General features: G+C 61.6%; 20 protein-coding genes. 14 read left to right on the top strand and 6 right to left on the bottom strand.

Annotated elements, in window-relative coordinates; all coding sequences use genetic code 11:
• The first annotated feature begins 173 nt into the window (after positions 1 to 173).
• The 10 genes from HXS65_RS13505 to HXS65_RS13460 all read left to right on the top strand — a co-directional run bounded on the left by HXS65_RS13505 (position 174) and on the right by HXS65_RS13460 (position 9,012).
• Entirely contained in the window at positions 174 to 1,130 is a 957-nt protein-coding gene (locus HXS65_RS13505; protein ID WP_176494141.1) for a GlxA family transcriptional regulator, read from the top strand.
• A gap of 163 nt (positions 1,131 to 1,293) precedes the next feature.
• Entirely contained in the window at positions 1,294 to 2,340 is a 1,047-nt protein-coding gene (locus HXS65_RS13500) for a YHYH protein (protein WP_176494140.1), read from the top strand.
• A 100-nt stretch (positions 2,341 to 2,440) separates the two neighbouring features.
• On the top strand, positions 2,441 to 2,731 hold the full coding sequence (locus HXS65_RS13495; RefSeq protein ID WP_084208406.1) for a hypothetical protein: 291 nt from the start codon (positions 2,441 to 2,443) through the stop codon (positions 2,729 to 2,731).
• A gap of 132 nt (positions 2,732 to 2,863) precedes the next feature.
• Positions 2,864 to 3,925: a YHYH protein gene (locus HXS65_RS13490; protein WP_176494139.1), complete on the top strand. Its 1,062-nt coding sequence runs from the start codon at positions 2,864 to 2,866 to the stop codon at positions 3,923 to 3,925.
• A 315-nt stretch (positions 3,926 to 4,240) separates the two neighbouring features.
• Positions 4,241 to 4,801: a HupE/UreJ family protein gene (locus HXS65_RS13485; protein WP_176494138.1), complete on the top strand. Its 561-nt coding sequence runs from the start codon at positions 4,241 to 4,243 to the stop codon at positions 4,799 to 4,801.
• Positions 4,798 to 5,349, top strand: a complete 552-nt coding sequence (locus HXS65_RS13480) for a hypothetical protein (RefSeq protein ID WP_176494137.1) — start codon at positions 4,798 to 4,800, stop codon at positions 5,347 to 5,349. Before HXS65_RS13485 ends, HXS65_RS13480 begins: the two co-directional genes overlap by 4 nt.
• Positions 5,350 to 5,712: 363 nt before the next feature.
• Positions 5,713 to 6,606: a YHYH protein gene (locus tag HXS65_RS13475; protein WP_218015092.1), complete on the top strand. Its 894-nt coding sequence runs from the start codon at positions 5,713 to 5,715 to the stop codon at positions 6,604 to 6,606.
• Complete coding sequence (locus tag HXS65_RS13470; protein ID WP_176494135.1) at positions 6,603 to 7,229, top strand: YbhB/YbcL family Raf kinase inhibitor-like protein; 627 nt, start codon at positions 6,603 to 6,605, stop codon at positions 7,227 to 7,229. Before HXS65_RS13475 ends, HXS65_RS13470 begins: the two co-directional genes overlap by 4 nt.
• 75 nt (positions 7,230 to 7,304) lie before the next feature.
• A complete protein-coding gene (locus HXS65_RS13465) occupies positions 7,305 to 8,003 on the top strand; it encodes a PEBP family protein (RefSeq protein ID WP_218015091.1) in 699 nt (232 codons plus the stop codon).
• 100 nt (positions 8,004 to 8,103) lie between these two features.
• A complete protein-coding gene (locus tag HXS65_RS13460; protein WP_176494134.1) occupies positions 8,104 to 9,012 on the top strand; it encodes a hypothetical protein in 909 nt (302 codons plus the stop codon).
• A 168-nt stretch (positions 9,013 to 9,180) separates the two neighbouring features.
• Here HXS65_RS13460 and HXS65_RS13455 read toward each other — a convergent pair whose 3' ends face one another.
• From HXS65_RS13455 to kdgR, 6 genes are all read right to left on the bottom strand, one after another.
• A complete protein-coding gene (locus tag HXS65_RS13455) occupies positions 9,181 to 10,101 on the bottom strand; it encodes an alpha/beta hydrolase fold domain-containing protein (protein WP_218015090.1) in 921 nt (306 codons plus the stop codon).
• Between the two features lie 118 nt (positions 10,102 to 10,219).
• Positions 10,220 to 10,687 carry a thioesterase family protein gene (locus HXS65_RS13450; RefSeq protein ID WP_024952193.1) on the bottom strand — a complete coding sequence of 156 codons (468 nt, stop codon included), beginning with the start codon at positions 10,685 to 10,687 and terminating at the stop codon, positions 10,220 to 10,222.
• Entirely contained in the window at positions 10,687 to 11,640 is a 954-nt protein-coding gene (locus tag HXS65_RS13445; RefSeq protein WP_176494133.1) for an L-carnitine dehydrogenase, read from the bottom strand. The genes HXS65_RS13450 and HXS65_RS13445 overlap by 1 nt, the downstream gene beginning before the upstream one ends.
• A complete protein-coding gene (locus tag HXS65_RS13440; protein ID WP_024952191.1) occupies positions 11,637 to 12,572 on the bottom strand; it encodes a 3-keto-5-aminohexanoate cleavage protein in 936 nt (311 codons plus the stop codon). Before HXS65_RS13440 ends, HXS65_RS13445 begins: the two co-directional genes overlap by 4 nt.
• Positions 12,573 to 13,306: 734 nt before the next feature.
• The gene (locus HXS65_RS13435; RefSeq protein ID WP_218015089.1) at positions 13,307 to 14,335 is read right to left on the bottom strand and encodes a polysaccharide lyase family 7 protein; all 1,029 of its coding nucleotides are present in this window, start codon (positions 14,333 to 14,335) and stop codon (positions 13,307 to 13,309) included.
• 597 nt (positions 14,336 to 14,932) lie between these two features.
• Positions 14,933 to 15,733: a DNA-binding transcriptional regulator KdgR gene (gene kdgR, locus HXS65_RS13430; RefSeq protein WP_077371163.1), complete on the bottom strand. Its 801-nt coding sequence runs from the start codon at positions 15,731 to 15,733 to the stop codon at positions 14,933 to 14,935.
• Between the two features lie 351 nt (positions 15,734 to 16,084).
• Between kdgR and HXS65_RS13425 the strand changes: the two genes are divergently transcribed.
• The 4 genes from HXS65_RS13425 (at position 16,085) to HXS65_RS13410 (ending at position 21,912) form a co-directional block, all read left to right on the top strand.
• Positions 16,085 to 16,429 carry a cupin domain-containing protein gene (locus tag HXS65_RS13425; RefSeq protein WP_176494131.1) on the top strand — a complete coding sequence of 115 codons (345 nt, stop codon included), beginning with the start codon at positions 16,085 to 16,087 and terminating at the stop codon, positions 16,427 to 16,429.
• A 165-nt stretch (positions 16,430 to 16,594) separates the two neighbouring features.
• Entirely contained in the window at positions 16,595 to 17,368 is a 774-nt protein-coding gene (locus HXS65_RS13420; protein ID WP_176494130.1) for an SDR family NAD(P)-dependent oxidoreductase, read from the top strand.
• Between the two features lie 137 nt (positions 17,369 to 17,505).
• Positions 17,506 to 19,665, top strand: a complete 2,160-nt coding sequence (locus tag HXS65_RS13415) for a heparinase II/III family protein (protein WP_176494129.1) — start codon at positions 17,506 to 17,508, stop codon at positions 19,663 to 19,665.
• 105 nt (positions 19,666 to 19,770) lie between these two features.
• Entirely contained in the window at positions 19,771 to 21,912 is a 2,142-nt protein-coding gene (locus HXS65_RS13410; protein ID WP_176494128.1) for a heparinase II/III family protein, read from the top strand.
• The last annotated feature ends 192 nt before the right edge of the window (positions 21,913 to 22,104 follow it).

The raw sequence follows: 22,104 nt of genomic DNA, 5'->3' as shown, positions 1-22,104 counted from the left end.
CCCGGGAGGCGGCATGGTGAAGTCTCGACGACAGGTAAATTTCAACAGCCTATTTTGTCGTAAGGCGAATTATTGTTAACGTAATGCGTCATTTTTGACGGTCGTCGTCATGTCACGCTCTCGGGTGATGACCCATGACACCTCTCTTTCCCTGTCACGGAGGCTCTCGCGTCATGCGTCTCGACTATTCCGGCCCCTTGCCCGAAACGATCGGATTTCTGCTGCTGCCGCGTTTTTCGATGATGGCCTTCTTCGCGGCGGTGGAGCCGTTGCGCATCGCGAATCGCATCAGCGGCAAGCCGCTGTTTCGCTGGTTGCTGATCAGTGAGGATGGCCAGCCGGTCACGGCATCGAGTGGCATGACGCTGGTGGCGGATCACAGCATTCTGGATATCCGTTCGCTGCCTTCGCTTGCGGTATGCAGTGGCTTCGAGCCGGAAGCTCACCTGAATCGCGCTCTCACTGGCTGGCTGAATCGCCTCGATGCCGGTGGCTGTGTGCTGGGCGGGCTGGATACCGGGTGCTTCCTGCTCGCCGCGGCCGGCCTGCTCAATGGTGAGCGCGTCACGCTGCACTGGGAGAGTCTGCCGGCGTTTCGCGAGCGTTTCCCTGCCATCAGCACCTCGGATGAATTGTTCGAGCTGGGCGCACGGCGTTTCTCGTGTGCCGGGGGAGCGGCGGCGATGGACATGGCATTGGACGTGATTGCCCGGCGGCACGGCACGGCCCTGGCAGTCGATGTCTCCGAGCAGCTTGTCCATGACCGCATGCGGACGCGTACCGATCAGCAGCGCATGACGCTGGCGCGGCGACTCGGCACTCACAAGCGCCAGCTGGTCGATGCCGTCGCCTTGATGGAGCAGCATCTGGACACCCCCCTGTCGCTGGAGGAGCTGGCCCGACGCTGTCGCATCTCGCTCAGACAGTTGCAGCGTCTGTTCGAGCAGGAACTCGCCACGTCGCCGCGAGCCTGGTACCTGAGGCTGCGGCTGGAGCGTGCTCGGCATCTGCTCAAGGAGACGGATCTCGATATTCTCTCCATCGGACTGTCCAGTGGCTTCACGTCGAGCTCAAGCTTCTCGCGGGCCTATCGCAATCACTTCGGGCATTCCCCGCGAGCCGAGCGCTAGGGCTTCGGTAGGGCAGTTCTCATGAAAAAGGCAGCTTTGTGCAAATGAGCGGCGCGTCTTTCCTTATGGAACGTGTTTTCCATAGGCTTGGCCTCGCGATGGGTGGGCCGTTCAGGTGAAGTGCAGATGACGTGCTGATGCCCTGGTGATCACAAGAGGAAACATGATGAAGCGAATGGCACTGGCCTCGTTGTTCAGCGCGGGGGTCGCCAGCCTGATCCCCGTGTCCGCGATGGCCCACGAGGGGGATGTCTCGGAGCGACTGGCGCAGATCGCCTCCCTGTTCGATGCCCGGAGCATCGTGGCTGGCCCTGAGGTGGTGGATTGCACGCTGTCCGGTGGGACCGAGACCCAGTGCTTCAGCATCACGCTGAAGAACTCGCTGGAGTCCAGCGAGATGGGCCCCTGGTGTCCCGGCAAGCTCTCGGACGGTGCCGACAAGGGGGGTATCTGGGTGCATGACGGCAAGCAGTACGACGTGGATGGTGCCTTCATCGAGAATCTGGCCACCTTCTATGATGACCCCGAGTGGCAGCTGTTCGACGAGGCCACCGGCAAGGTTCACGTCACGGATACCAGGACGGCCTGTGATCAGGCGGCGCGGCCGGATGTGGCTGAGGCGTACCACAACTACTGCGTGGAATGCCGCACGGAATACATGGATGAGGTCGTCGAGACCACCTATGTGCTGCCACTGGTTCCCGTTGCCCGTCAGGAAGCGGCATCAGGGCGCACTCCGCCAATTCCGCGGGGAATCGCCTTCAATGGCGTCAGATTCGATGCGGCAGCGCCTCAGGATGCGATTCTTGCCGCCCATACCCTGGCGCCTTTCGATGACTGCGGAGGGCATGTGAATCTGCATGTCGGCTATCACTATCACGGTGCCAATGGCTGCAGTCCCGCGAAGGAGAACGTCGCGGCGGATGCACCGATGATCGGCTTTGCCATGGATGGTTATCCGATCCTGGCCAGACTGACCGGTGACGAGGCCGAGGAGGCAGAACTCGACGCCTGCAGTGGCCATGTCGGTGCAGGCATCGGATACCATTATCATGGCAACAGCGCCGAAAAGAACGAGATTCTGGGATGTTTCCATGGCGAGATAGGCTGCGCACTCGACTCACCGGATGCCGTCTGCACCGCAGATGAGATGGGACATCGCGGGCCACCTCCCGGTGAGGAAGATCGTCCGCCGTCCGGGAAGGAGTGAGCCTGCAGGCACCTGAACACCTGTCGTTTTCTGACATATTCGTTGCACATTGCGTCAGCAAGCTTGTCGTCATTGAGTGATGACACAAGGAAATGCCGACATGAAAGCCTCTGAAACTCCTTCCGCTCGCGTGACCTTTCGTCGTCGCGGCAGCCTGGCCTTGATGGCGGGCGCACTGCTGGCCATCAGCGGGATGAGCATGGCGCAGCCTCCGGGTGGCAAGCCGCCGCAGGAAGCCTTCGATGCCTGTGCCAGCAAGCAGGTGGGAGACCAGTGCCAGATCGCGGTGCCTGAGGCAGACTCGCTGGTGCCGGGACATTGTGTCGCTCCGCCCCGGGGTGGCGAGACGGCCTGCTTGCCGGATGATGCCAAGCAGGGGCCCAAGCACTGAGGTCAGGGCCTGAGCCGAGCCTGAGTCCAGGCCGAGCTTGACCCTCACGGCTGTCCCGCCCATCGACACCCGCCACGCTGATCACTCGAGAGAGCAACAGCGTGGCGGGTGTTCTCTCTTCGGAGCCTACTCATGAAGACGGCACGCCTTGTGCGAAAGACCGCATCGATCACGGCCTGGTTGCCGGCCTCCCTGTTGATGGCAGGGGTGGCCCATGCCGAAGTGGTGCCGGGCCAATTCTCCACGGCCGCGCTGGTCAAGGCGCCGGAAACCGTCAGCTGTACGCTGGAGAATGGCAGCGCTGCCCAGTGCACCCGACTTGTCGTGAAGTACCAGCCTGATGACCTGGAGATCGGCCCTTTCTGCCCACCGACGCTGGATGATCAAGGCGGTATCTGGCAGTGGGATGGCCAGCACCCCGGTCTATACCGGCTGGATCGTGCCTTCTTCGAGATGCTCGATACGCTCGGGTTTCATTTTCATGATGAGGACGAGACGCTTCACATCATGACGGACCTGAGCAAGCGTCAGGAAGAGGCCAACAACTGCCTCAACGTGGCCGAGGATGAGAGCGTCGAGATGGCCGTGCTGCTGCCTGTCGTCCCGGTGCCGGCCGACTCGCCGACGTCGCTTGGCACTGTCGCCAAGGTAGGCCTGGCACTGGATGGCGTGCCCATCTTCGCCGATGCTCCCTCGGTGCTGGATACCGGCAATCTGCCGGCACTGGATACCTGCGGCGGTCATGTGGATCCGGGTGGCTGGTATCACTGGCACTCGACGGCCACGGATATCGATAGCGTCTATGACACGCAAGGCGTGGATGCCCATTGTCAGCAACCGCAGAGCAAGAGCGCCCAGTTCGCCTATGCCTTCGATGGCTATCCGATGTTCGGCAGTGAAGACCCGACGGGCGAGGTGCCGACCGATCTCGACAGTTGCAATGGCCACTTCGGCCCGACCGAGCGTCACCCGGAAGGCGAGTATCACTATCACGCCACTCAGGAATTCCCCAACCTGCCCGCATGTCTGAAAGGCGTGGTGGCGAAGGACAACTTCACTACCAATGCCAGGATGGGGATCGGCTCTCCACGCAAGCCGGGTCAGGGCCCCATGCCCGGCCATGCAGGCGACGGACCTTCGGACGGGCCAATGCCGGAAGACGATGATGACAGCGCCGGGGTCGGGGCGCCGTGAACAGCGCCGGCGCTCCGGCGGTCCGGCGCTCCGGCGCTGCGTGCCATGCCATACCCTGCTGTTTGCACGAATGTCATGGTCTTTTCCAAGACTTCCGCGTCTCGGTGCGTGTTTCACACTGCTGCTGTCTCCCCCCAACCGAGAGATCTCTTCACTGGATTTGCCTTCATGCCGCTTTCTCGCACCTCTTCATGCACCTCATCTCGCACCACATCTCACACCTCTTCTCGCGTTGCGCCTCTCGCGGCTCACTCCGCTCGGCGTCGTGACTCGCGGCCTTGCCGCTTGCCCCGTCTGACGGCTGCCCTTGTCGGCATGTTGACGGTGCTCTTCACCCAGACAGCCAGCGCGCATGTCGATACGGATAGCGTCGGCGGCTTTGCCGCGGGCTTCCTGCACCCCCTCACGGGCCTGGATCACTTTACCGCCATGGCAGCCGTGGGGCTGTGGGGGGTGATTCTGGGGCGTCCTGCTTCCTGGCTGTTGCCGGTGGTATTCCCGATGATCATGGCGCTGGGCAGTGTGGTGGGCATCGTGGGGGTGGCATTGCCCGGAATCGAGATCGGCATTGCCTTGTCGGCTCTGGTGCTCGGCGGCTTCATCGCGGGGCGCGTGCGCCTGCCGCTGTGGATGGCCTGTGCGGTGATCTCCGTCTTTGCCGTCTGTCATGGCTACGCCCATGGGGCGGAGTTGCCCCTGGCGTCTGATCCCTTTGCCTTTGCGATGGGCTTCATGGTGGCCACCGGCAGTCTGCATGCCGCGGGTATCGGCGTTGGCATCATGGCGGAGCGCTTCCGTCAGGGCATGCTGCTGCGCGGATTGGGGATTCTGACGGCACTGCTGGGTGTCTACTTCCTGGTCGAGGCATTGTCATGATGTGGCCGGAACAGTGGATGATCGGCGTTCGCGCCGTCTGTGGCAGCCCGGTGGTCCTGTATCTCATCGTCACGGCGGGTCTTGTCGGAGTCGCCAGTCAGGACACGCTCACCTGGAAGGCGGGCGGGCGAATTCTGCTGCGGCTCATCAATGGCCTGCTGCTCGGGATCACCCTGTCACTCTTTGCGCCACAGACGCTGGTAATGGCCGTGATGGGACTGGCCATGCTGGTGTCGTTGCTCGTCGCGATTCACGTACCGCTGCGCCATGCCTTCGGTCAGGGCATCTTCCAGCGGGTGCCGGCGCTGCTGGCCGGGCTGGTGGTGGCGCTGCTGTTTCTGGGCCATGAGGTGGCCTCGACACCCTTTGCCATCCTTCTCGGTGTCATGATGACGGTGATGTGGGGTGTCCTGCTTTGCTGGGCGATATTCGCGTTGATCGGTCGCCTTCTGCCTCGTGCGGCCTTCGTGATCGCGCAGCGAGTGCTGGGCGCCTGGATGGTCGCGATCGGTGCCATGTCACTGACCTTCATCGTGATGCAGTGGTAGCCGCCCCGGCATGACGAGAAGAACTCGGAGACCCTGTCGGCCTTCCTGCGTCCGCATCTGACTGGCTGACACCTAAGGCCACCCGGCCATGCGCGAATGCCTCATGAATTCATCGTCCGACACACAGGAAAGCCCATGCGCCCACATTCCCTGACGTCTCGGGGACGACCTCGTATCGTGAAGCCCGTCGTGGCACTGACGGTGGCATCCGTTCTCATGGTGCCAGTGTTCTTCCATGTCGCGCAGTCAGTCGCGAATGATCAACCCTCGCTCGCGAAGGCTCAGTCCGGCTCAGAGAAGTCCACGTCGGAGGCAGCGGCACAGCGTACGGGCAGGTCCGCCGCCGAGGCGCATTGCGCCGCCGTGAAGGCTTCCGTGCAAGATGCCGGCTTCGCCGACTCGGTGTCTGTCACCTGCCAGAACGGCAAGGCGCTGATCACCTCGGATACCTACCCGGATCACGAGATGATGACCGGTATCGTGGGCACCAATGAGCAGGTGCCGGTGCCCGCCAATCACTACACCTCGCCCGTCATGCTCGAACCCACGCTGGGAGATACCCCCCAGACGCGAGACGCGGCCTTGGGCGTCGCCGTCAATGGTGTGCCCATCTACGACTATACCGGAGGCGGGGAGATGTCCCCGGAGGATCTTTCTGTCTATCAGGCCAGCAACGATACCCTGGCGACGCAGCAGCTGGATGCCTGTGGCGGGCACGCCGGCCGCGGCGATGATTACCACTATCATGTCAAACCCGTGTGCATGATCGACAAGATGAAGAATGCCGATGACAACCCCATCATTGGCTGGGCTTTCGATGGCTACCCCATCTATGGCGATGACAACCCGGATGGCTCCCCTATCGCGATGGATGTGCTGGATGTCTGCAACGGACAGCCTGATGACACCTTCGGGTATCGCTATCACACCTCCGAGAAGGCGCCCTACATCATTCAGTGTCTGATGGGCGAGGTGCCAGAGGCGAAAGACCTGCCGCGTGTTCCGCCGCTGAAGGCCGCGAGTGGCGATACGCAGGCCGACAGTCGTGGGCGGCCTGCCGGCACTCCGCCGCAAGGGGGCGTGGAAGACCTGGTCTTTACCCAGCAGGCAGACGGCAAGCGCAGCATGGATTACACCTATCACGGTGAAGCCTATTACATTCGCTATACGCCCACCGATACGCCCAATTGCTATGACTTCGAGACGCGTACCGTGACGGATGGTGGCGACGTCAAGACCGGGGAGTACTGCCGATGATTCGGGCATGGTCGAGCAAGTTATCGAGCAATCTGGCGGGCAAGTTCTCAAGTGCATGGCAGACGCATCTAGCACGTGGCTTGGTCGTCGGGCTTGGTGCGATGGCCCTGGCCACACCGGCGCTGGCACAAGGCGACTTCACGCTCACCAGCCCTGCCTTCAATGATGATGGCTGGTTGCCGGATGACCTGAAATGCACTCGTGACGGCGGCGATGGCGTCACGCCGCCGCTGACATGGGGTGATGTGCCTGACGGCACACAGAGCCTCGCCCTCATCATGCATCACTATCCCAAAGGCACCGTCGAAGGTCGTGACGCACCCAGCCAGTATTGGCTGCTGTGGAATCTTCCGGCAGACACCCACGCCTTGCCGCGCGGCAACCCGGCGTCGCTGGGGGATGAGGGCGCCGACAAGGACAAGAAACGTATCGGGTATACGCCGCCTTGTTCACCTCCCGGCCCTGAGGGCTCATATCACGAATACACGATCACGCTGTATGCCTTGAAGGCACCGCTGGAGGCGTTGCCGGATCATGACGACATGAGCGTGAACTGGGACACGATGACCGAGGCACTGCAGGGCAAGGTGCTGGATTCCTCCTCCATCACCTTCCGTAACTGATCAGATGATGGACGCAAGACACCCCCCTGCAAGCCAGGAAGCGCGATCGCCATTCACCACGAAAGGATTTTTTCCATGCGCACATTGCTGACCGCCGCCCTCATTCTGGCTGCCGCACCTGCCTTTGCCGATTCACATGCCAAGGATGAGCATGCGGTCAAGCCCAAGGCCGGCCCCCAGAGTGGCACCAGGCTCAAGGCCGAGATCTGGGTCGATAACTGGTTCGAGATGTACGTCAATGGCGAGAAGGCGATGCAAGACAGCGTGCCGATCACCACGGAGCGCTCCTTCAATGCCGAAACTGCCATCATCGAGACGCAATTCCCGGTGACGATTGCCATCAAGGCCAAGGACTTCAAGGAAAACGATTCCGGCCTTGAGTACATCGGCACGGACCGCCAGCAGATGGGCGATGGCGGCATGATTGCCCAGTTCCGTGATGCCAGAACAGGCGAGGTCATCGGGGTCACCAACCGCGACATGCATTGCCTGGTGGTGCAACACGCGCCTGTCGAGGCTTCCTGTGCCGATGAGAGCGACCCACAGGCAGGCGAGGGCGCCTGTGACTTCGAGGAAACCACGGTGGACGGTGACTGGACGGCCCCGGACTTCGATGACAGCGCCTGGCCGGCTGCCATCGAGCATCAGTACAGCGATGTCAGCCCGAAGGACGGCTACGACGATATCGACTGGGATGACAGTGCCAGGTTCGTGTGGGGGCAAAGCCTCAAGCAGGACAACACCCTGCTGTGCCGTATGACCCTCGACGGCTGAAAAGACACGCGAAAGGCGTGAGCGCCATGACATTGCATTGTGCCCGTTCCTCCCCCATCCCTGAGGGAGGGGCAGGGAGATCTCAAGGAATGGAGCACTTATGCAGTTCATGAAGAATGCCAAGGAACTGGCGCGCAATCCGCTCGGCATCATCGCGCTGTTCATCTCGTTGATCTACGGCTTCGCGAGCCTGTTGCTGAATTCATCCGCAGACAAGCTGACAGAGGTCGAGCGTTGGCCGCTGATCGCCTTCATCGTCATCTTTCCGCTATTGGTGCTGGGCGTGTTCTATCGTCTGGTGACCAGGCATCATGGGAAGCTCTATGCCCCCGGCGATTACCACAAGGACCGCTCCTTCATGCGCACCCTGTCGCCCGCCGAGCAGGAGGAGCGCCTGACGGCCGAGGTACAGGACTCACTGGGCGGAGAGCCTGGCATCGAGATGCCGCCAGTCAAGGCGTCGTCTGCCCAGCCACCCGTGGATGATGCCGACGTGGCGCAACTGCTCCACGACGACAGTGACGATACGTCGATGGCGTCACCCGCCGGTGGGGCGGTGACACCGCATGAGATGTCGCGGGAGAAGATGACGCGAGAGCATCGCCATGAGCTGCGCGCATTGAAGACCGCACTGGTAGGACAGATCGTCCGCGAGTCCGGGGCAGAGCCGTCCGGCGAGGTACGTCATGATGTCCAGGTAGGGGATACGCGGGCTTGCTTCGATGCGGTGTTTGCCGACAAGACCTCCACGACTACCTTCGTGGATGTCAGAGTGCTCAAGCATCACGCCAGGGCCGAGCGTATTCTCGACAGCATTCTCTATGAAGCTCTCATCGCACAGCGGGCGCTGGAGGATGATTTTCGTCTGGTGGTCGTGGTCGTGATCTACGGCGACGCGGACCTGCGTGAGCGACTACAGGCCCGCTGGCAGCCGCGGGTCTCACACTGCCCGGCGGATGTCGAACTGCGTGTTCTTCGACGCGATGACGTGCGCTGTGAGGCAGCGTGATGTGCTGAAGCGTGATCCACCGTAGCCATGAGAATGTCTCGTCCAGACACGGCAGATGAGGGTGCACCTCGGGCCGGCCAGTGCTTGAGGTGGATCACGACGAAAAGAGGCCCGTACCGATGCCATCGGTACGGGCCTCTTTTCATGGCACGACCGCCCGGGGCGGCATCATGCCTCGTCAAGACGGCGCGTCAAGGCGTCACAGAAATCACGCCAGGCGATGCCCATCTCAGGCAATTCATGATGGGCGTGCAGGGCGGCGTGGACCATCCCCGTCGCGCAGTGATAGCCGACTTCCGCCCCCTGGGCCTTCCAGGTGGCGACGGCCGCCTCCAGCGGCGCCGTGAGAGGGTCATGTTCGACCGAGAGCACTTCGATGACCTGCGCCGGTGCCTGCCGTGAATGGGGTGGCGTCATGGCGTAACTGTGCGAGGGGTCACCCTCGGCCACCAGCTGCCACATGGAGACGATTTCTTCACGGCTCAGCAATGGCGCCGTCGGCCCCAGTGTGGCGAGGTCTTCATTGTCGAGGCTCAGTACCGGGTCCATCGGCGGGTAGATGAGGCCCAGCACATAGGGGGAGTGTGTCTCGTGATGCAGCCGTGAGACATCCATGACCAGGCGACCGCCAGCACTGTCGCCGACGACTGCGACAGGAGTCAGTTCACGCACGGCAACCTCACAATCCATCAGCGCCTGTTGATAGGACGCTTCCGGCAACAGCCGGTAATCCACGCTGATGACCTCACGATTGAGCCGTGACGCCAGGCTTGAGGCCACGCCCTGATGGCTATCCAGCGAACCGACCTGCCAGCTGCCACCGTGCAGATAGACGACACAGCCGTCCTTGCGTGGCGCCTCACGCGTCGGGCGGAAACGTCGCAGGGCAATGACGTGGCCATCATCGGAATGCAGTGTCTCGTCGCTTGGCGTGACGCCGTCTGCGAGTGGTGCGGCCAGGCGCGCGTAGAGGGCTTCGCACTGAGGCCGGCTCTCGGCGACTGACAGGCCTGCCAATTCGGCCATGCCGTCGGCGAAGGCCTCGATGAAGGCCTGGCAACGCAGCGGTGAAGATGTCTCGTGTGTCATGGTCTCTGGCCCGAAAGGAAAAATGTCATGCATACGATAACACCCCGCCAGAAACTGACGGGGTGTCGGTCCATCCTTCGAAAGGACGGTCTACCTCTTGACGCTGCCGGTGCGCGTATCAGGCCGTCTTGCGACGGATACCGATACGCCGGCCGGCCGCCTTGGGCCAGTCATCGTCGCCTGCCGGCTGGGGCAGGGCGGCGATGCGCTCCGCCACCGCTTCCGGGCAGGGGGTCGGACGACCGCCACTGATGCTCATCGCCATCAACATCTGCTCGCTGGTGGCAATCTCGCCGCCGTCGGCATCGGTCAGGGTGAACAGCACGTGCTGACGCTTGGGGTCGTGATCCAGCAGCAGGACCTTGACCTTGAGTGTCTGGCCTTCGTGCGCCTCCGCCAGGTAGCACAGGTGCGTCTCCAGGGTGTAGATGGTCAGGTCGTGTTCGCGACGACCCTCGGCATCCAGGCCCACGTGCTCCATCAGTGCCTCGACTGCCATCGAGAAGGCACGCGCGTATTCGGCATCATTCATGTGGCCGTTGTAGTCGACCCATTCATGCGGCACCGTGATCTCGAGCAGGTCCATCAGATACGCCCCTCGAGACCTTCGGCTTCCGGCCAGTACTTGCGCGTCAGCGTCAGCAGCTCGACCAGGAAGTCATCGCGACGACGATCCAGCTCGGCAACCGGGCGACCCGCTGCCTGGTATTCGCAGCCTTCTACGACCTTGTCGATCAGCTCGTCGGTCAGCTCCGGCGCTTCGAGTTTGGTCCACGGCAGTTTCAGGGCCGGGCCGAACTGCTCGAGCATGTGACGCATGCCCGGCTCGCCGCCGGCGAGGTGGAAGGTCAGGAAGGTGCCCATCAGCGACCAGCGCAGACCACAGCCATAGACGACGGCCGCGTCGATCTCTTCGGTGGTGGCGACGCCATCGTTGACCAGGTGCAGGGCTTCACGCCACAGCGCTTCCATCAGACGATCCGCGATGTGACCTTCGATCTCGCGACGCACGATCAGCGGACGCATGGCCAGTGCTTGATAGTCTTCGCGTGCGCCTTCCAGCAGCGCCGGAGAGGTGTGCTCGCCACCCACCAGCTCGACCAGCGGCAGCAGATAGACCGGGTTGAAGGGGTGGGCGACGATGACGCGGCCCGGTGCTTTCTTGCAGTCCTGTTGCAGATCGGTCGGCTTGAAGCCGGAGGTGGAAGAGCCGATCACCACGTGCTCTTCAGCCGCGGCATCGATGGCGCTGAGGATTTCCTGCTTGAGCGGCAGACGCTCCGGCACGTTTTCCTGGATCAGGTCAGCACCGACGACAGCTTCCTCGAGGGTCGCGGCGAAGCGCAGACGATCGACGGAAGCGCCTTCCGCCAGGCCATCCTTTTCCAGTGCATGCCAGGCATTCTCGACGAAGGCGCGAGTGCGGGCTTCGGCGTCCGGGGCCGGATCAAAGGCGACCACATCCCAGCCATTGGCGAGGGCGCGGGAGATCCAGCCATTGCCGATGACACCGGTTCCTACGACAGATAACTGGCTCATGCGACACCTCCTGCGGTTTCGAGGGCTGCCACGTCGCCGGCGGTCTTGCCGGTGGACGGATCACGCAGCTTGAGGAAGGCGCGCGTCTCGGCCGGGGTCATCACGCTGGAGCCCAGGTTCTCGATGATGCCAGAGGACTTCTCGACCAGCTGTGCATTGGTCGCCATCACGCCCTTGGAAAGATAAAGGTTGTCTTCGAGACCGACGCGAGCGTGACCGCCCAGCAGCACAGCCTGTGCGACCATCGGCATCTGCATGCGGCCGATACCGAAGGCTGCCCAGTTGGAGTTGGTCGGCAGCTTGTTCTTCATGGTCAGCATGGTTTCGGTGTCGGCTTCGGCGCCCCACGGAATGCCCAGGCACAGCTGGAACAGCAGATCGTCGTCGAGCAGGCCTTCCTGCTGCAGCTGGCGAGCGAACCAGACGTGGCCCAGGTCGAAGCACTCGAGCTCCGGCTTGACGCCAGCGGCCTGCACCAGACGAGCGTGCTCACGCAGCCAGTCAGCGGTGTTGATGTAGACCATGTCGCCGAAGTTCAGGCTGCCGCAGTCCAGGGTGCACAGTTCCGGCAGCAGTTCCTGGATCGGCGCGTGACGCTCGGCCGGGGTCTGGATATCGGTGCCCGGGCCACCACGAGTCGGGTCGTTGACGTCCGGAATCCAGTCGCCACCACCACCTGCGGTGATGTTCATGACGATGTCGGTGTCGGCGGAACGCACACGGTCCATGACTTCACGGAAGTGCTCGGTGGAGTGGCTGATGCCGCCGGTCTCCGGATCACGCACGTGAATGTGGGCCACGCTGGCGCCGGCCTTGGCCGCCGCGATGCAGTCATCGGCGATCTGCTTCGGCGTCACCGGGACATTCGGGTTCTTGCTGGCGGTATCACCCGCGCCAGTGATGGCGCATGTCAGGATAGTCTTGCGATTCATCGTCGAGCCTCACGTGTCAGGACACTTGTCTGCGGTAAGTCGCAGCGGCCATGTCACCAGACGTCAACCTGCACGTCCCGGTCGCATCGCCTCTGCGCCTTTGTTGAACACAGTGTCGTGAAGTTGGGGGTAGCGAGATGATCAGAACGCGCCGGATACTTTGCGTTTTACGTCAACCTGCCGCTCGCAGCAGATTGAGGGTGATCACTGACCTCCCTTGCAGGCTTCTCTACGTCTTCTCCGGCAGGCAGGGCAAGGGTGGCGATACGCTCATTGCGTCGAGGAGGAGAGGGTCGAGATGAAGGAAGAGTGTAGGGATGAGAGAGGAGAGAGATGAGAGCGAGAAGAGATGAGAGATGAGAGCGAGAAGAGATGAGAGAGGGAGCGAGAGGGAGCGAGAGGGAGCGAGAGGGAGCGAGAGGAGAGAATAGAAGAAAGGTGGAGTGAGAAGAGAGCGACAGGAAGGAGAGACAAGCTCGGAGGAAATGGACAGTCTCGAGTGCCCTGGTCATCGGCAACGCAACTCCCCCTGGATTGCCAGAGGTAGGGCTTCTGACAATCCAGGGGGAAGAGGACGACATGCCCCTGGCTGAAGAGACATGTCCCTGGCTGAAGAGACATGGCCTTGGCTCAAGAGTATGAGTGGCAATCCCTTGCCCGAGACTCGTGATCTCACGCGGGTCTCATCCCTTGGGCGTCTCAGCGCTTCAGCATCTGATCAGTTCAATCTTTCATCACTGAATCTTGCCACTTTTCAGCTCAGAGAAGACCACCTTGGCGTAGTCGCCGTTGGCCTTGTCGGTTTCCCATACGCCCGTGCCTTCACAGGCATTGGAACTGGCCTTGGTATTGCACTGGTTGTAGGAGCCCGCCTTGAAGTACATCCAGTCACCGGCGTAGCCCGCCGGAAGGTCATCTGCGTCCACCTTGCCGTTGGCATCGACATTGTCGGCAAGGTTGATCTCGAAATTGCGTGTCGGATGGCCGTCCGAATTGAAGGTCAAATGCATGATGTCGCCCTTGACCTCGACCTTGTAGCTGAAGGTCTCGCCCAGCGAAATGCCTTCCTTGCCGGGATCAGCATTGCTGCTCCAGTCGTTGCCCCATACCGCATAGCTGACATCCGTGCGTTTGGGATCTTCCTTGGCGAGATTCTTCTCGTAGTTCCAGAACACCGAGCCAGTGTCCTGATCCGGCAGCTTCTTGTAGAAGATCTTGAGTGGCTCGTTGCCATGCCCAAAGCCTTCATTCGCCTCCATCAATGCCTGGTCCTTGCCAGCATGTATCTGGCCGATGACCACCGAATAGGCTGACTTCCTGTCTGGTTTCTTCGAACGCTCCGCGACATGGTCCACGCGCAACGTGGCCTCAAGATAGCCGCCTATCTGGGCGAATTCATCGGCCTTTCCATGCGAGGCGAGTGCGAAGTTGTTCTTCGGGTCATGGGTGCCGATGCTGGTGTCGGTACCGCGTAGCATCTGACGCAGTTCCGTGCGGGCATTGCTTGAATTTGGCGTCGTGAAGGCACTGTTGGGCGTCACGAAGACCATATGGGAATCATCGTCGAGATAGAAATAGTCAGAGTGACGATAGCTCTGAAGGTCTGACACCTTGATTTCATCCACCTTGCCATTGCCGTCGGCGTCCATCGGCAGTGTCAGCTTCCAGGTGCCGAGATCGAATGTCTCTCCGGGGGGAGTGTCATTGGCAGCACTTGGCGATGAAATGATACCTGCACTGGCAGCGAGGAGAAATGCTGTCACCAAGGGGTGGCGTACCCGAGTATTACGCATGGTCTCAAGCCTTTTTTATGCTTATGGGGTGAGTGCCAAGATGGCAGTCGAAGGCTAGAGCCAGTTGATCATGACTGTCAAGATGATTGTTGATGAAAATGAAATAGCGTTTTGAAAACTGGATTTCCAATATTTTACAGAGGGTTATGTGGTGATCTGAGAGGTGGAATCGTGCTTTCAGCCATGAGAGAGGAAAGGTATCGCTGTTGGCATCTCAATGATTGATAAGGAAAAAATCATATCAATGCGTTTTCTTGAATTTCCATGTCATCCATTGGTCATGCATGGCGGTTTCGCCATGGTGGACGCTGAATGCAGACAAGGATTGGCCATTTCACGCAAGAAGGGAGTGAGCAGTTGCCTGAAGAGAATGGAGAAGGTGTGTCACGGCGTGTCGACACAATTGCTGGCATGAAGTGCTGGCATGCCGACAACGGTGTGACAGCGGAGATTCTTTCACGCTATGACATCCATCCATGGATGTCAGGCGACTGGCGAGCAATGACTTGCACGCTGCGTGTCGGATAGCGAAGCGCTACCTGACGTCGTTCAGGGGTGATGCGTGTCTCAATCCGTTTCCTTCCAGCCAAGTTGGCGGGAAATATTGCGCCCGGATTCGCACAGGTTGGCCTTGTAGGCCAGGGTGATGTCCTGGTGATAGCGAATGGTGGGGATGGACATGCTCAAGGCGGCAATGGCCTTGCCGGTGTGATCAAGAATCGGTGTCGCGAAACAGCACACTCCGGCGTCCATTTCCTCGAGATCTTCTGCCAGACCCGACTGACGCGCCTGTGCGAGCTGCTCATCCAGCGCCTGACGCGAGGTCAGCGTGCGCTCGGTACGCGGTTCCAGTGGTTGCAGTGTCAGCAGGTGCTCAAGCTGGGCTTCGGTCATGCGTGACATCAGCGCCTTGCCCATGGCAGTGGTGTGCGCGGGGCAACGGTCACCGATGCGGGTATTCATGCACAGGTTGAAGTGCGAGTTGTACTTGTGGACATAGACGATTTCCCCGGTGCTGGCATCCAGAGTGCCCAGGTGAACCGCTTCCCGGGTCAATTGCGACAGGGCGGCCATGTCGGGGTCCGCCATCTTGATCAGGTCCATGTTGCCCAAGGCTGAACTGCCCAGCACGAAGGCTTTCATGGTCAGGCGGTATTTCTCGCTTTCGCTGTCCTGGGCGACATATCCGAGGTTCTTGAGTGTCTGAAGAAACCGATAAGCAGTGCTTTTCGACATCATGGCACGCTGCGAGAGTTCGGCGAGGCTGGACTCATGATCGATATCCAGCCCCTCCAGCACTGCCATCACCTTCATCACCGCGGTGACGTTGTCGACCTTGGCTTCGGCAGCCTTGGTTTCTGAAGACATGAGATCCCTTATTCTGAAATTAATGAAACTTGATTTTAGAACACCCATCTTCGCTTTTACACCCTCAGCCGCGCTACCACAACGCTTGCGGCCGGTGGTGGCATCGATGGATGCGCTGAGCGGCAGATCATCGTCCAGGCATTGGAGTGGTCTAAAAGTCTAAGATGGAATGAAATGCTGTTTCAAAAATAAAAATCCCCTGCTACGTTTTCAAAACGCCATTTCAGATTGATGTCTCAATCGACGGTGTCCCTCGCGAATCTGCTCGCGCTGCGAGTGCGGGGGAGCGTCTCAAGGATGGGACATGGTGCTCAGGATTCAGTACCCGGTACTCAGCAGGGAGCGACAGCGATGAACGCAGGCAGTTTCTTCATCAACGACGAACAGGATTGGCAGGATGTCGAGCCGGGCATCCAGCGCAAGATCGTCGCCCACACCCCGGACCTGATGGCCGTATGCGTCAAGTTCGACCTCGGTGCCGTCGGTACGCCCCATCAGCACGAGATTCATGACCAGATCGGCTACGTCGTGCAGGGCGCATTCGAGGTCGAGCTTGAAGGCGAGAAGCGCCGGCTCGGGCCGGGCGATGCCTTCGTCGCACCGCATCACACCCTGCATGGCGCCGTGGCGCTGGAGTCTGAGAGTGTGGTGATCGATCTCTTCTCGCCGCGCCGCGATGACATGCTGACACCGTGACGTTGTGCCGCTCTCGGGCTCTGGCCCGGGTCGGCACGCTGGCGCACCAAATGATGCGGTTTATCTAAATAAGACTTTATTGATTTATGGGTGATGGCCGTTGTGCCGGGGCCACTGACGCCCACCATTCCCCCAATTTCGTTCCACAATTTCAGGAGTGTCGTGATGTTTGAAGATCTCAAGGACAGACGTGTATTGGTGACCGGTTCCACTGCAGGCATCGGGCTTGAGGTAGCGCGAGCCTTCCTGGCGGCAGGTGCCAAGGTCGTGCTGCACGGCAGCCGGAGTCCGTCTCAGGCCGAATCGCTGCTGAGCGAGCTTTCCGCGCCGGGACGTGTGTTCTATCTGCAGGCGGACGTGCGCGAGACGGCTCAGTGCGAGGCGCTGGTGAAGCAGGCCGTCGAGGCCATGGGCGGACTGGACGTGCTGGTCAACAATGCTGGCGGTCTTGGCGGGCGCCAGGGGCTCGAGGGCATTGACGATGACTTCTTCGACAATGTCATCGGCCTCAACATTCGTTCGGTGGTGATGGTGACGCGCTTCGCGATTGAGCCGCTGCGCGCTTCGGCCCGCCAGTCCGGACAGAGCAGCAGCGTGATCACGACCGGGTCGATCGCGGGGCGTGAAGGCGGTGGCCTGGGCGCGTGCCTCTACGGTGGCAGCAAGGCGATGGTGCACAACCTGCATCGCAACTGGGTCAAGGAATTCACCAAGGACAGCATCCGCTTCAATACCGTGGCGCCGGGCACCATCGATACGGCCTTCCATGCCGACAAGAGCGATGCGCTCAAGCAGACCATCGCCGGCAGCATCGCCATGGGGCGCTTCGGCGAGTGCCAGGAAATGGCGCCGACCTACCTCTATCTCGCCTCGCATGCGGCCAGTGGCTATGTCACCGGCCAGGTGATCGACGTCAATGGTGGGCAGATGTGTCCGTGAGTTCGTCAATCCGTGCTCAGGCAACCCCTGCGCCCACTGACGTCGCGGGACCGGGCGAGACTGAGCCAACCCGGGACGCCCGACGAGCTGTCGGGCATCAAGACGACACGCCAACCATCATCACGAGTGGCCACGCCATGGAACAGACATTGCTATTGGATCGCGCAGCACTGACGGCGCTGCGCCAGGCCCATGAATCGCAGGACAGGAGCGGACTGCTGGCACGCCGGCTGGCACATGCCGAGACGAGCCTGGCGTCGGTGCTCTCGGCACCCCTGTGCATTCCCGGGCAGGGTGAGGCGGGCGGAGAAGAGCATGCACGCCACAAGCTCAACTATCAGCACGTCAATCTGGCCTCTCAGCTGTGGCTGGTGACACATGATGAGCGCTATCTCGAATTCGTGCGTGGCCTGTTGCTGGGATATGCCGAGATCTATGAAGCGCTGCCCGCCCATGTCTCCAGGGACAGCAATCCGCCGGGCAAGCTGTTTCATCAGTGTCTGAACGAGGGGATGTGGCTGCTGTACGCCGCGGATGCCTACGGCAATATCCGCTCGGAATTGCCTGAGGCGGAGCGTGAGCAGATCGAAGCGCATCTGTTGCGTCCGATGATCGACCTGCTGGTGGTGCAGAACGCCCATGACTTCGATGTGGTGCACAACCATGGCATCTGGTCCGTGGCGGCGGCGGGGATTGCCGGGCTGGTACTGGGAGACGAGGCGCTGGTGGAGCAGTCATTGCTCGGCAATGCCCGTGATGGCGTCAGCGGTGGCTTTCTCGCCCAGCTGGACCAGCTGTTCTCGCCGGATGGCTATTACCTGGAAGGCCCCTATTACCATCGCTTCGCCCTCAGACCGATGGTGCTCTTCGCCGAGGCATTGGTGAACAGTGGCGTGCGGCCGGACATCCATGATCATCGCGATCAGATCATTCGCAAGGCGATTCTGTGTCTGCAGGAGGTCGCGTTCCCCGATGGCCGTTTCCTGGCGCTCAATGACAGCTCAAGAACCATGGGACTGATCGATGAGGGCGCGATGCTGGGCGCGGCCACGCTGCTCAAGCGCTATCAGGATACGCGGCTCAATCCGGCGGTGGCCGGGCTGGTGCGCGACAAGGTCGAACGCCTGCCGCTGTGTGGTGGCAGTCAGTCGCTGGCGGAATTCGCCGAGACGGCGTCACGGGCCCCCGGCGCACGCGCCAGTCAATTCATTTCCGATGGACGCGAGGGCAATGCGGGCGGTCTGGCCATCCTGCGTGCGCCTTCGGCGAGCGGTGCGGAAACCATGGTGTATCTGGCGTTCGGCCAGCATGGCAGTGACCCCACGCTGCACTCGGCGCTCGATCATGGTCACTTCGATGGCCTGCACTTCGGTTATCACAACGGCCAGCACGAAGTCCTGACCGACTATGGCTTCAGTCGCTGGGTCAATATCGAACCGAAATTCGGTGGCCGCTACACCCCGGAGAACCGTTCCTACGCGAAGCAGAGCGTGGCGCACAACACCCTGGTCGTGGATGAAACCTCGCACCATGGACTGGACACCGCGCGCGCCTGTGAACATCACGGGGAACTCGACGCCTTTGACACGACTGATCCGCGTCTGCAGATGGTTCGGGCGCGGCTTCGGGATTACGTGCCGGGCGTGGTGCTCACCCGCAGCCTGCTGCTGGTCTCGCTGCCGGAGATGGCCGAGCCGCTGGTCGTGGACCTGATGCAGGCACGCAGTGATGGCACGCATCGCTATGACTACCCCTTGCATTACCAGGGGCAACTGATGATGGCAGAGCCGGCGCTCGAGCAGCAGGCCTCACCCACGGCATTGGGTGCAGCCAATGGTTACCAGCATCTGTGGAAGATGGCGTCCGGCGCGGAGCAGGCGGCGGGCGTCTCGCAGGCGGTCACCTGGTTGCAGGAGAACCACTTCGTCACCGCGCGCATGGTGTGCACCGCGCCTGCCACGCTGGTCCAGGGCGTCATCGGGGCGAATGATCCCGAGCGCAATCTGCGCGATGAGCCCTACCTGTTGCTGCGCTCTCAGGCCTCTTCGCAGACGGTGGCCTGTGTCATCGAGACACACGGTGTCTTTGAGGAAGCGCGCGAGATCGCCAGTGAGGCGCGTCCCCGTGTCCTCAAGCTTCAGCTGCTTCAGGAGAGTGACGAGGCCTGTGTGCTGGCGCTTGAGCTGCGCGATGGCACTCGACACCGTCTCGCCGTCGCGCTGACGCCCGGCGAGCAGCATGCGGTGAGCGTGGCAGGCGAGCGTCTCGAATGGCAAGGCGGGTGCGCCTTGCTGTGATGCACCGCCACCTGCCTCGTGAGGCCATCAGTGTCGGTCGCTGCGAGGCAGGACCCGGGTAACAGGCAGGATCAGTGAACGCTTCATTCAGTGAGAATTCTATCTATGTCGGCACAAGGTGATTACCTGCTCTGGACCCGTGAGGAGCTTGACGAGCTTCGCAGGCAGCAGGGGCAGGACAATGCGATGGGGCGCAGCCTCGCCGCGCTGGAGGCCAGAGTGGCGGCCAGCATGGCGCGCGGTATCGTGATTCCGGGGCAGGGCGAGGCGGGTAGCTTCGAGCACAATACCCACAAGGAGAATGCCCGCGTGATCGAGGGGGCGGCTCTGTGGGGACGGCTCAGTGACAACGCGCAGGCCCTGGCGCACGCCGAGGAGCTGCTGGCGGGCTACGCGGCCTGCTACCGCGACATGCCGTATCAGGTCGCGCGCAACACCAATCCGCCCGGCAGGCTGTTCCATCAGATTCTCAACGAGCATATCTGGCTGCTGCATGCCTCGCTGGGGCTGGCGTTGCTCAAGCCGTCCCTGAGCGATGCGCGGTATCAGTCGCTGCTGGATGGGCTTTTCCAGCCGATGCTCGAGATGTTCACCGAGACCTACCGCCACGATTTCGACCGCATTCACAATCACGGCCTGTGGGCCGTGGCGGCGGTCGGGATCTGCGCGATGGTGATCGAGAGTCCTGAGCATCTGGCGATCTCCATCGATGGCCTGGATGGCAGCGGCGAGACCGGTGGCTTTCTCGCCCAGATCGCGCTGCTGTTCTCCCCGCAGGGCTATTACGTCGAGGGCCCCTATTACCACCGCTTCGCCATCCATCCGCTGTGTCTGTTCGCGGAGGCGATCGAGCGTCACCACCCTGAACGCAGGGTGCTGACACATGCCGACGGACGCATCGAGAAATCGCTGCACGTGCTGCTGTCCACGGCCTATCCGGACGGACGCTTTCCGGCGCTCAATGACGCCTCGCGCAGCATGGATCTCGATGATGAGGGCGCGCGCTGCGCCATGTCGCTGCTGGCGGCACGCTATAAGGCACCCCGGGAGCTGCTGGCCCTGGCGCGTCAGCAGCAGGGCTGCTGGATCCATGCCAATGGGCTGGCGCTGCTGAACGCGGTGCAGGGTGTCGACACGCAGGTGGAAGCGACCAGCCAGCTCTTCCGCGATGGCCCGGATGGCCAGTCTGGCGGGCATGCGCACCTCAAGCGTGGGCAGGGGCTTGCGGCACAGCATGTCGTGCTGACGGCCGGTCAGCACGGCATGGGGCATGGCCACTTCGATGAGCTGGGGCTGAGCTTCTTCTCGCGCGGCAAGGAAGTGCTCAAGGAATATGGCTTCGCACGCTGGGTCAATGTGGAGACCAAGTTCGGTGGACGCTACCTCAAGGAAAACGAGGGCTATGCCAAGCAGAGTGTCGCCCACAACCTGGTCGTGGTGGACATGCAGTCGCAGCACGCGGCGAACCACGCGCTGGCGGACGAGCGACATGGCGAGATCTCACTGCTGACTGGTTGCGCGGCGGGTGCGCGTGCCCGATGTGACAACGCGCATGACGGCGTGGCCATGCAGCGTGAGGTGCTGCTGGTGGAAAGCCGTCATACCGAGACACCGATTCTGCTGGATGTCTTCACGCTGACCTCGGAGCAGCCGCACGTCTATGACTACACCTTCCATCATGGTGGCCATGTCGTGCGCTGGTGGGGAAGTGAATTCACCGCGCTGGATGCCCTGGAAGTGATGGGGGATCGCCACGGCTATCAGCACCTCTGGAAGCAGGGGCAGTGCCGACCCGCCACCGGACACAGCATGACCTGGCTTGAGGGTGACAGTTTCCATAGCTGGCATCAGATCACCCAGGCGCCTGCTGAAGCCTTCCAGCTGCGTGTCGGTGCCAATGACCCTGATCACAACCTGCGGCCTGACGCCAAGGTGATGACGCGCCTGACCGCCACCTCGCAGACCTTCTATTCCCTGTTCGAGAGTCACGGGCATTTCGATGAAGCTCTGGAGCAGTGTGGTGGGGCGCGTCCGCAGGTGATCCATTTCCGGGTGCTGCCGAGTGCGGATGGCCTGACGATTCTCGAGTTGACCTTCGCCACCGGTCGACTGCTGGTGGTGCTGGCCGAGCCAGCCCGACAAGGGGAAAGCCTGACGCTCGAGGCCGGGGAGCGCCCCCTGCGAATCGAGCAGGATGTCACGCTCATTGATCTTCCAGACAAGGCGCGGGTGTCACAGAACGCCTGACCCGCCGTCGGCGTCCGAGGTCTGGATGGCGTCAACCGGGAGTCGAGTCAGGATGTGGATTGGACCGATCCAAACAACGGCCGGGATCTCTCCCGGACATGGAAGACGCTGCCAGCGACAGATGAGACAGCGGCCCCCGTGGTCAGGGAAAGGCGGCGGGGAAACGTGCACTGCCGGGTGCGCAACAACAAT

The organism is Cobetia sp. 5-25-4-2 (genome assembly GCF_013374075.1).
Classification (GTDB): domain Bacteria; phylum Pseudomonadota; class Gammaproteobacteria; order Pseudomonadales; family Halomonadaceae; genus Cobetia; species Cobetia marina.
This window is presented reverse-complemented; position numbering and strand designations above follow the sequence as displayed.

Bases quoted from the DNA above. Each gene is read 5' to 3' on its own strand.
- HXS65_RS13490 (WP_176494139.1), top strand. From the start codon at position 2,864: ATGAAGACGGCACGCCTTGTGCGAAAGACCGCATCGATCACGGCCTGG.
- HXS65_RS13410 (WP_176494128.1), top strand. From the start codon at position 19,771: ATGTCGGCACAAGGTGATTACCTGCTCTGGACCCGTGAGGAGCTTGAC.
- HXS65_RS13465 (WP_218015091.1), top strand. From the start codon at position 7,305: ATGCGCACATTGCTGACCGCCGCCCTCATTCTGGCTGCCGCACCTGCC.
- kdgR (WP_077371163.1), bottom strand. From the start codon at position 15,733: ATGTCTTCAGAAACCAAGGCTGCCGAAGCCAAGGTCGACAACGTCACC.
- HXS65_RS13505 (WP_176494141.1), top strand. From the start codon at position 174: ATGCGTCTCGACTATTCCGGCCCCTTGCCCGAAACGATCGGATTTCTG.
- HXS65_RS13455 (WP_218015090.1), bottom strand. From the start codon at position 10,101: ATGACACACGAGACATCTTCACCGCTGCGTTGCCAGGCCTTCATCGAG.
- HXS65_RS13480 (WP_176494137.1), top strand. From the start codon at position 4,798: ATGATGTGGCCGGAACAGTGGATGATCGGCGTTCGCGCCGTCTGTGGC.
- HXS65_RS13495 (WP_084208406.1), top strand. From the start codon at position 2,441: ATGAAAGCCTCTGAAACTCCTTCCGCTCGCGTGACCTTTCGTCGTCGC.
- HXS65_RS13425 (WP_176494131.1), top strand. From the start codon at position 16,085: ATGAACGCAGGCAGTTTCTTCATCAACGACGAACAGGATTGGCAGGAT.
- HXS65_RS13420 (WP_176494130.1), top strand. From the start codon at position 16,595: ATGTTTGAAGATCTCAAGGACAGACGTGTATTGGTGACCGGTTCCACT.
- HXS65_RS13500 (WP_176494140.1), top strand. From the start codon at position 1,294: ATGATGAAGCGAATGGCACTGGCCTCGTTGTTCAGCGCGGGGGTCGCC.
- HXS65_RS13415 (WP_176494129.1), top strand. From the start codon at position 17,506: ATGGAACAGACATTGCTATTGGATCGCGCAGCACTGACGGCGCTGCGC.
- HXS65_RS13445 (WP_176494133.1), bottom strand. From the start codon at position 11,640: ATGAGCCAGTTATCTGTCGTAGGAACCGGTGTCATCGGCAATGGCTGG.
- HXS65_RS13470 (WP_176494135.1), top strand. From the start codon at position 6,603: ATGATTCGGGCATGGTCGAGCAAGTTATCGAGCAATCTGGCGGGCAAG.
- HXS65_RS13440 (WP_024952191.1), bottom strand. From the start codon at position 12,572: ATGAATCGCAAGACTATCCTGACATGCGCCATCACTGGCGCGGGTGAT.
- HXS65_RS13450 (WP_024952193.1), bottom strand. From the start codon at position 10,687: ATGGACCTGCTCGAGATCACGGTGCCGCATGAATGGGTCGACTACAAC.
- HXS65_RS13485 (WP_176494138.1), top strand. From the start codon at position 4,241: ATGTTGACGGTGCTCTTCACCCAGACAGCCAGCGCGCATGTCGATACG.
- HXS65_RS13460 (WP_176494134.1), top strand. From the start codon at position 8,104: ATGCAGTTCATGAAGAATGCCAAGGAACTGGCGCGCAATCCGCTCGGC.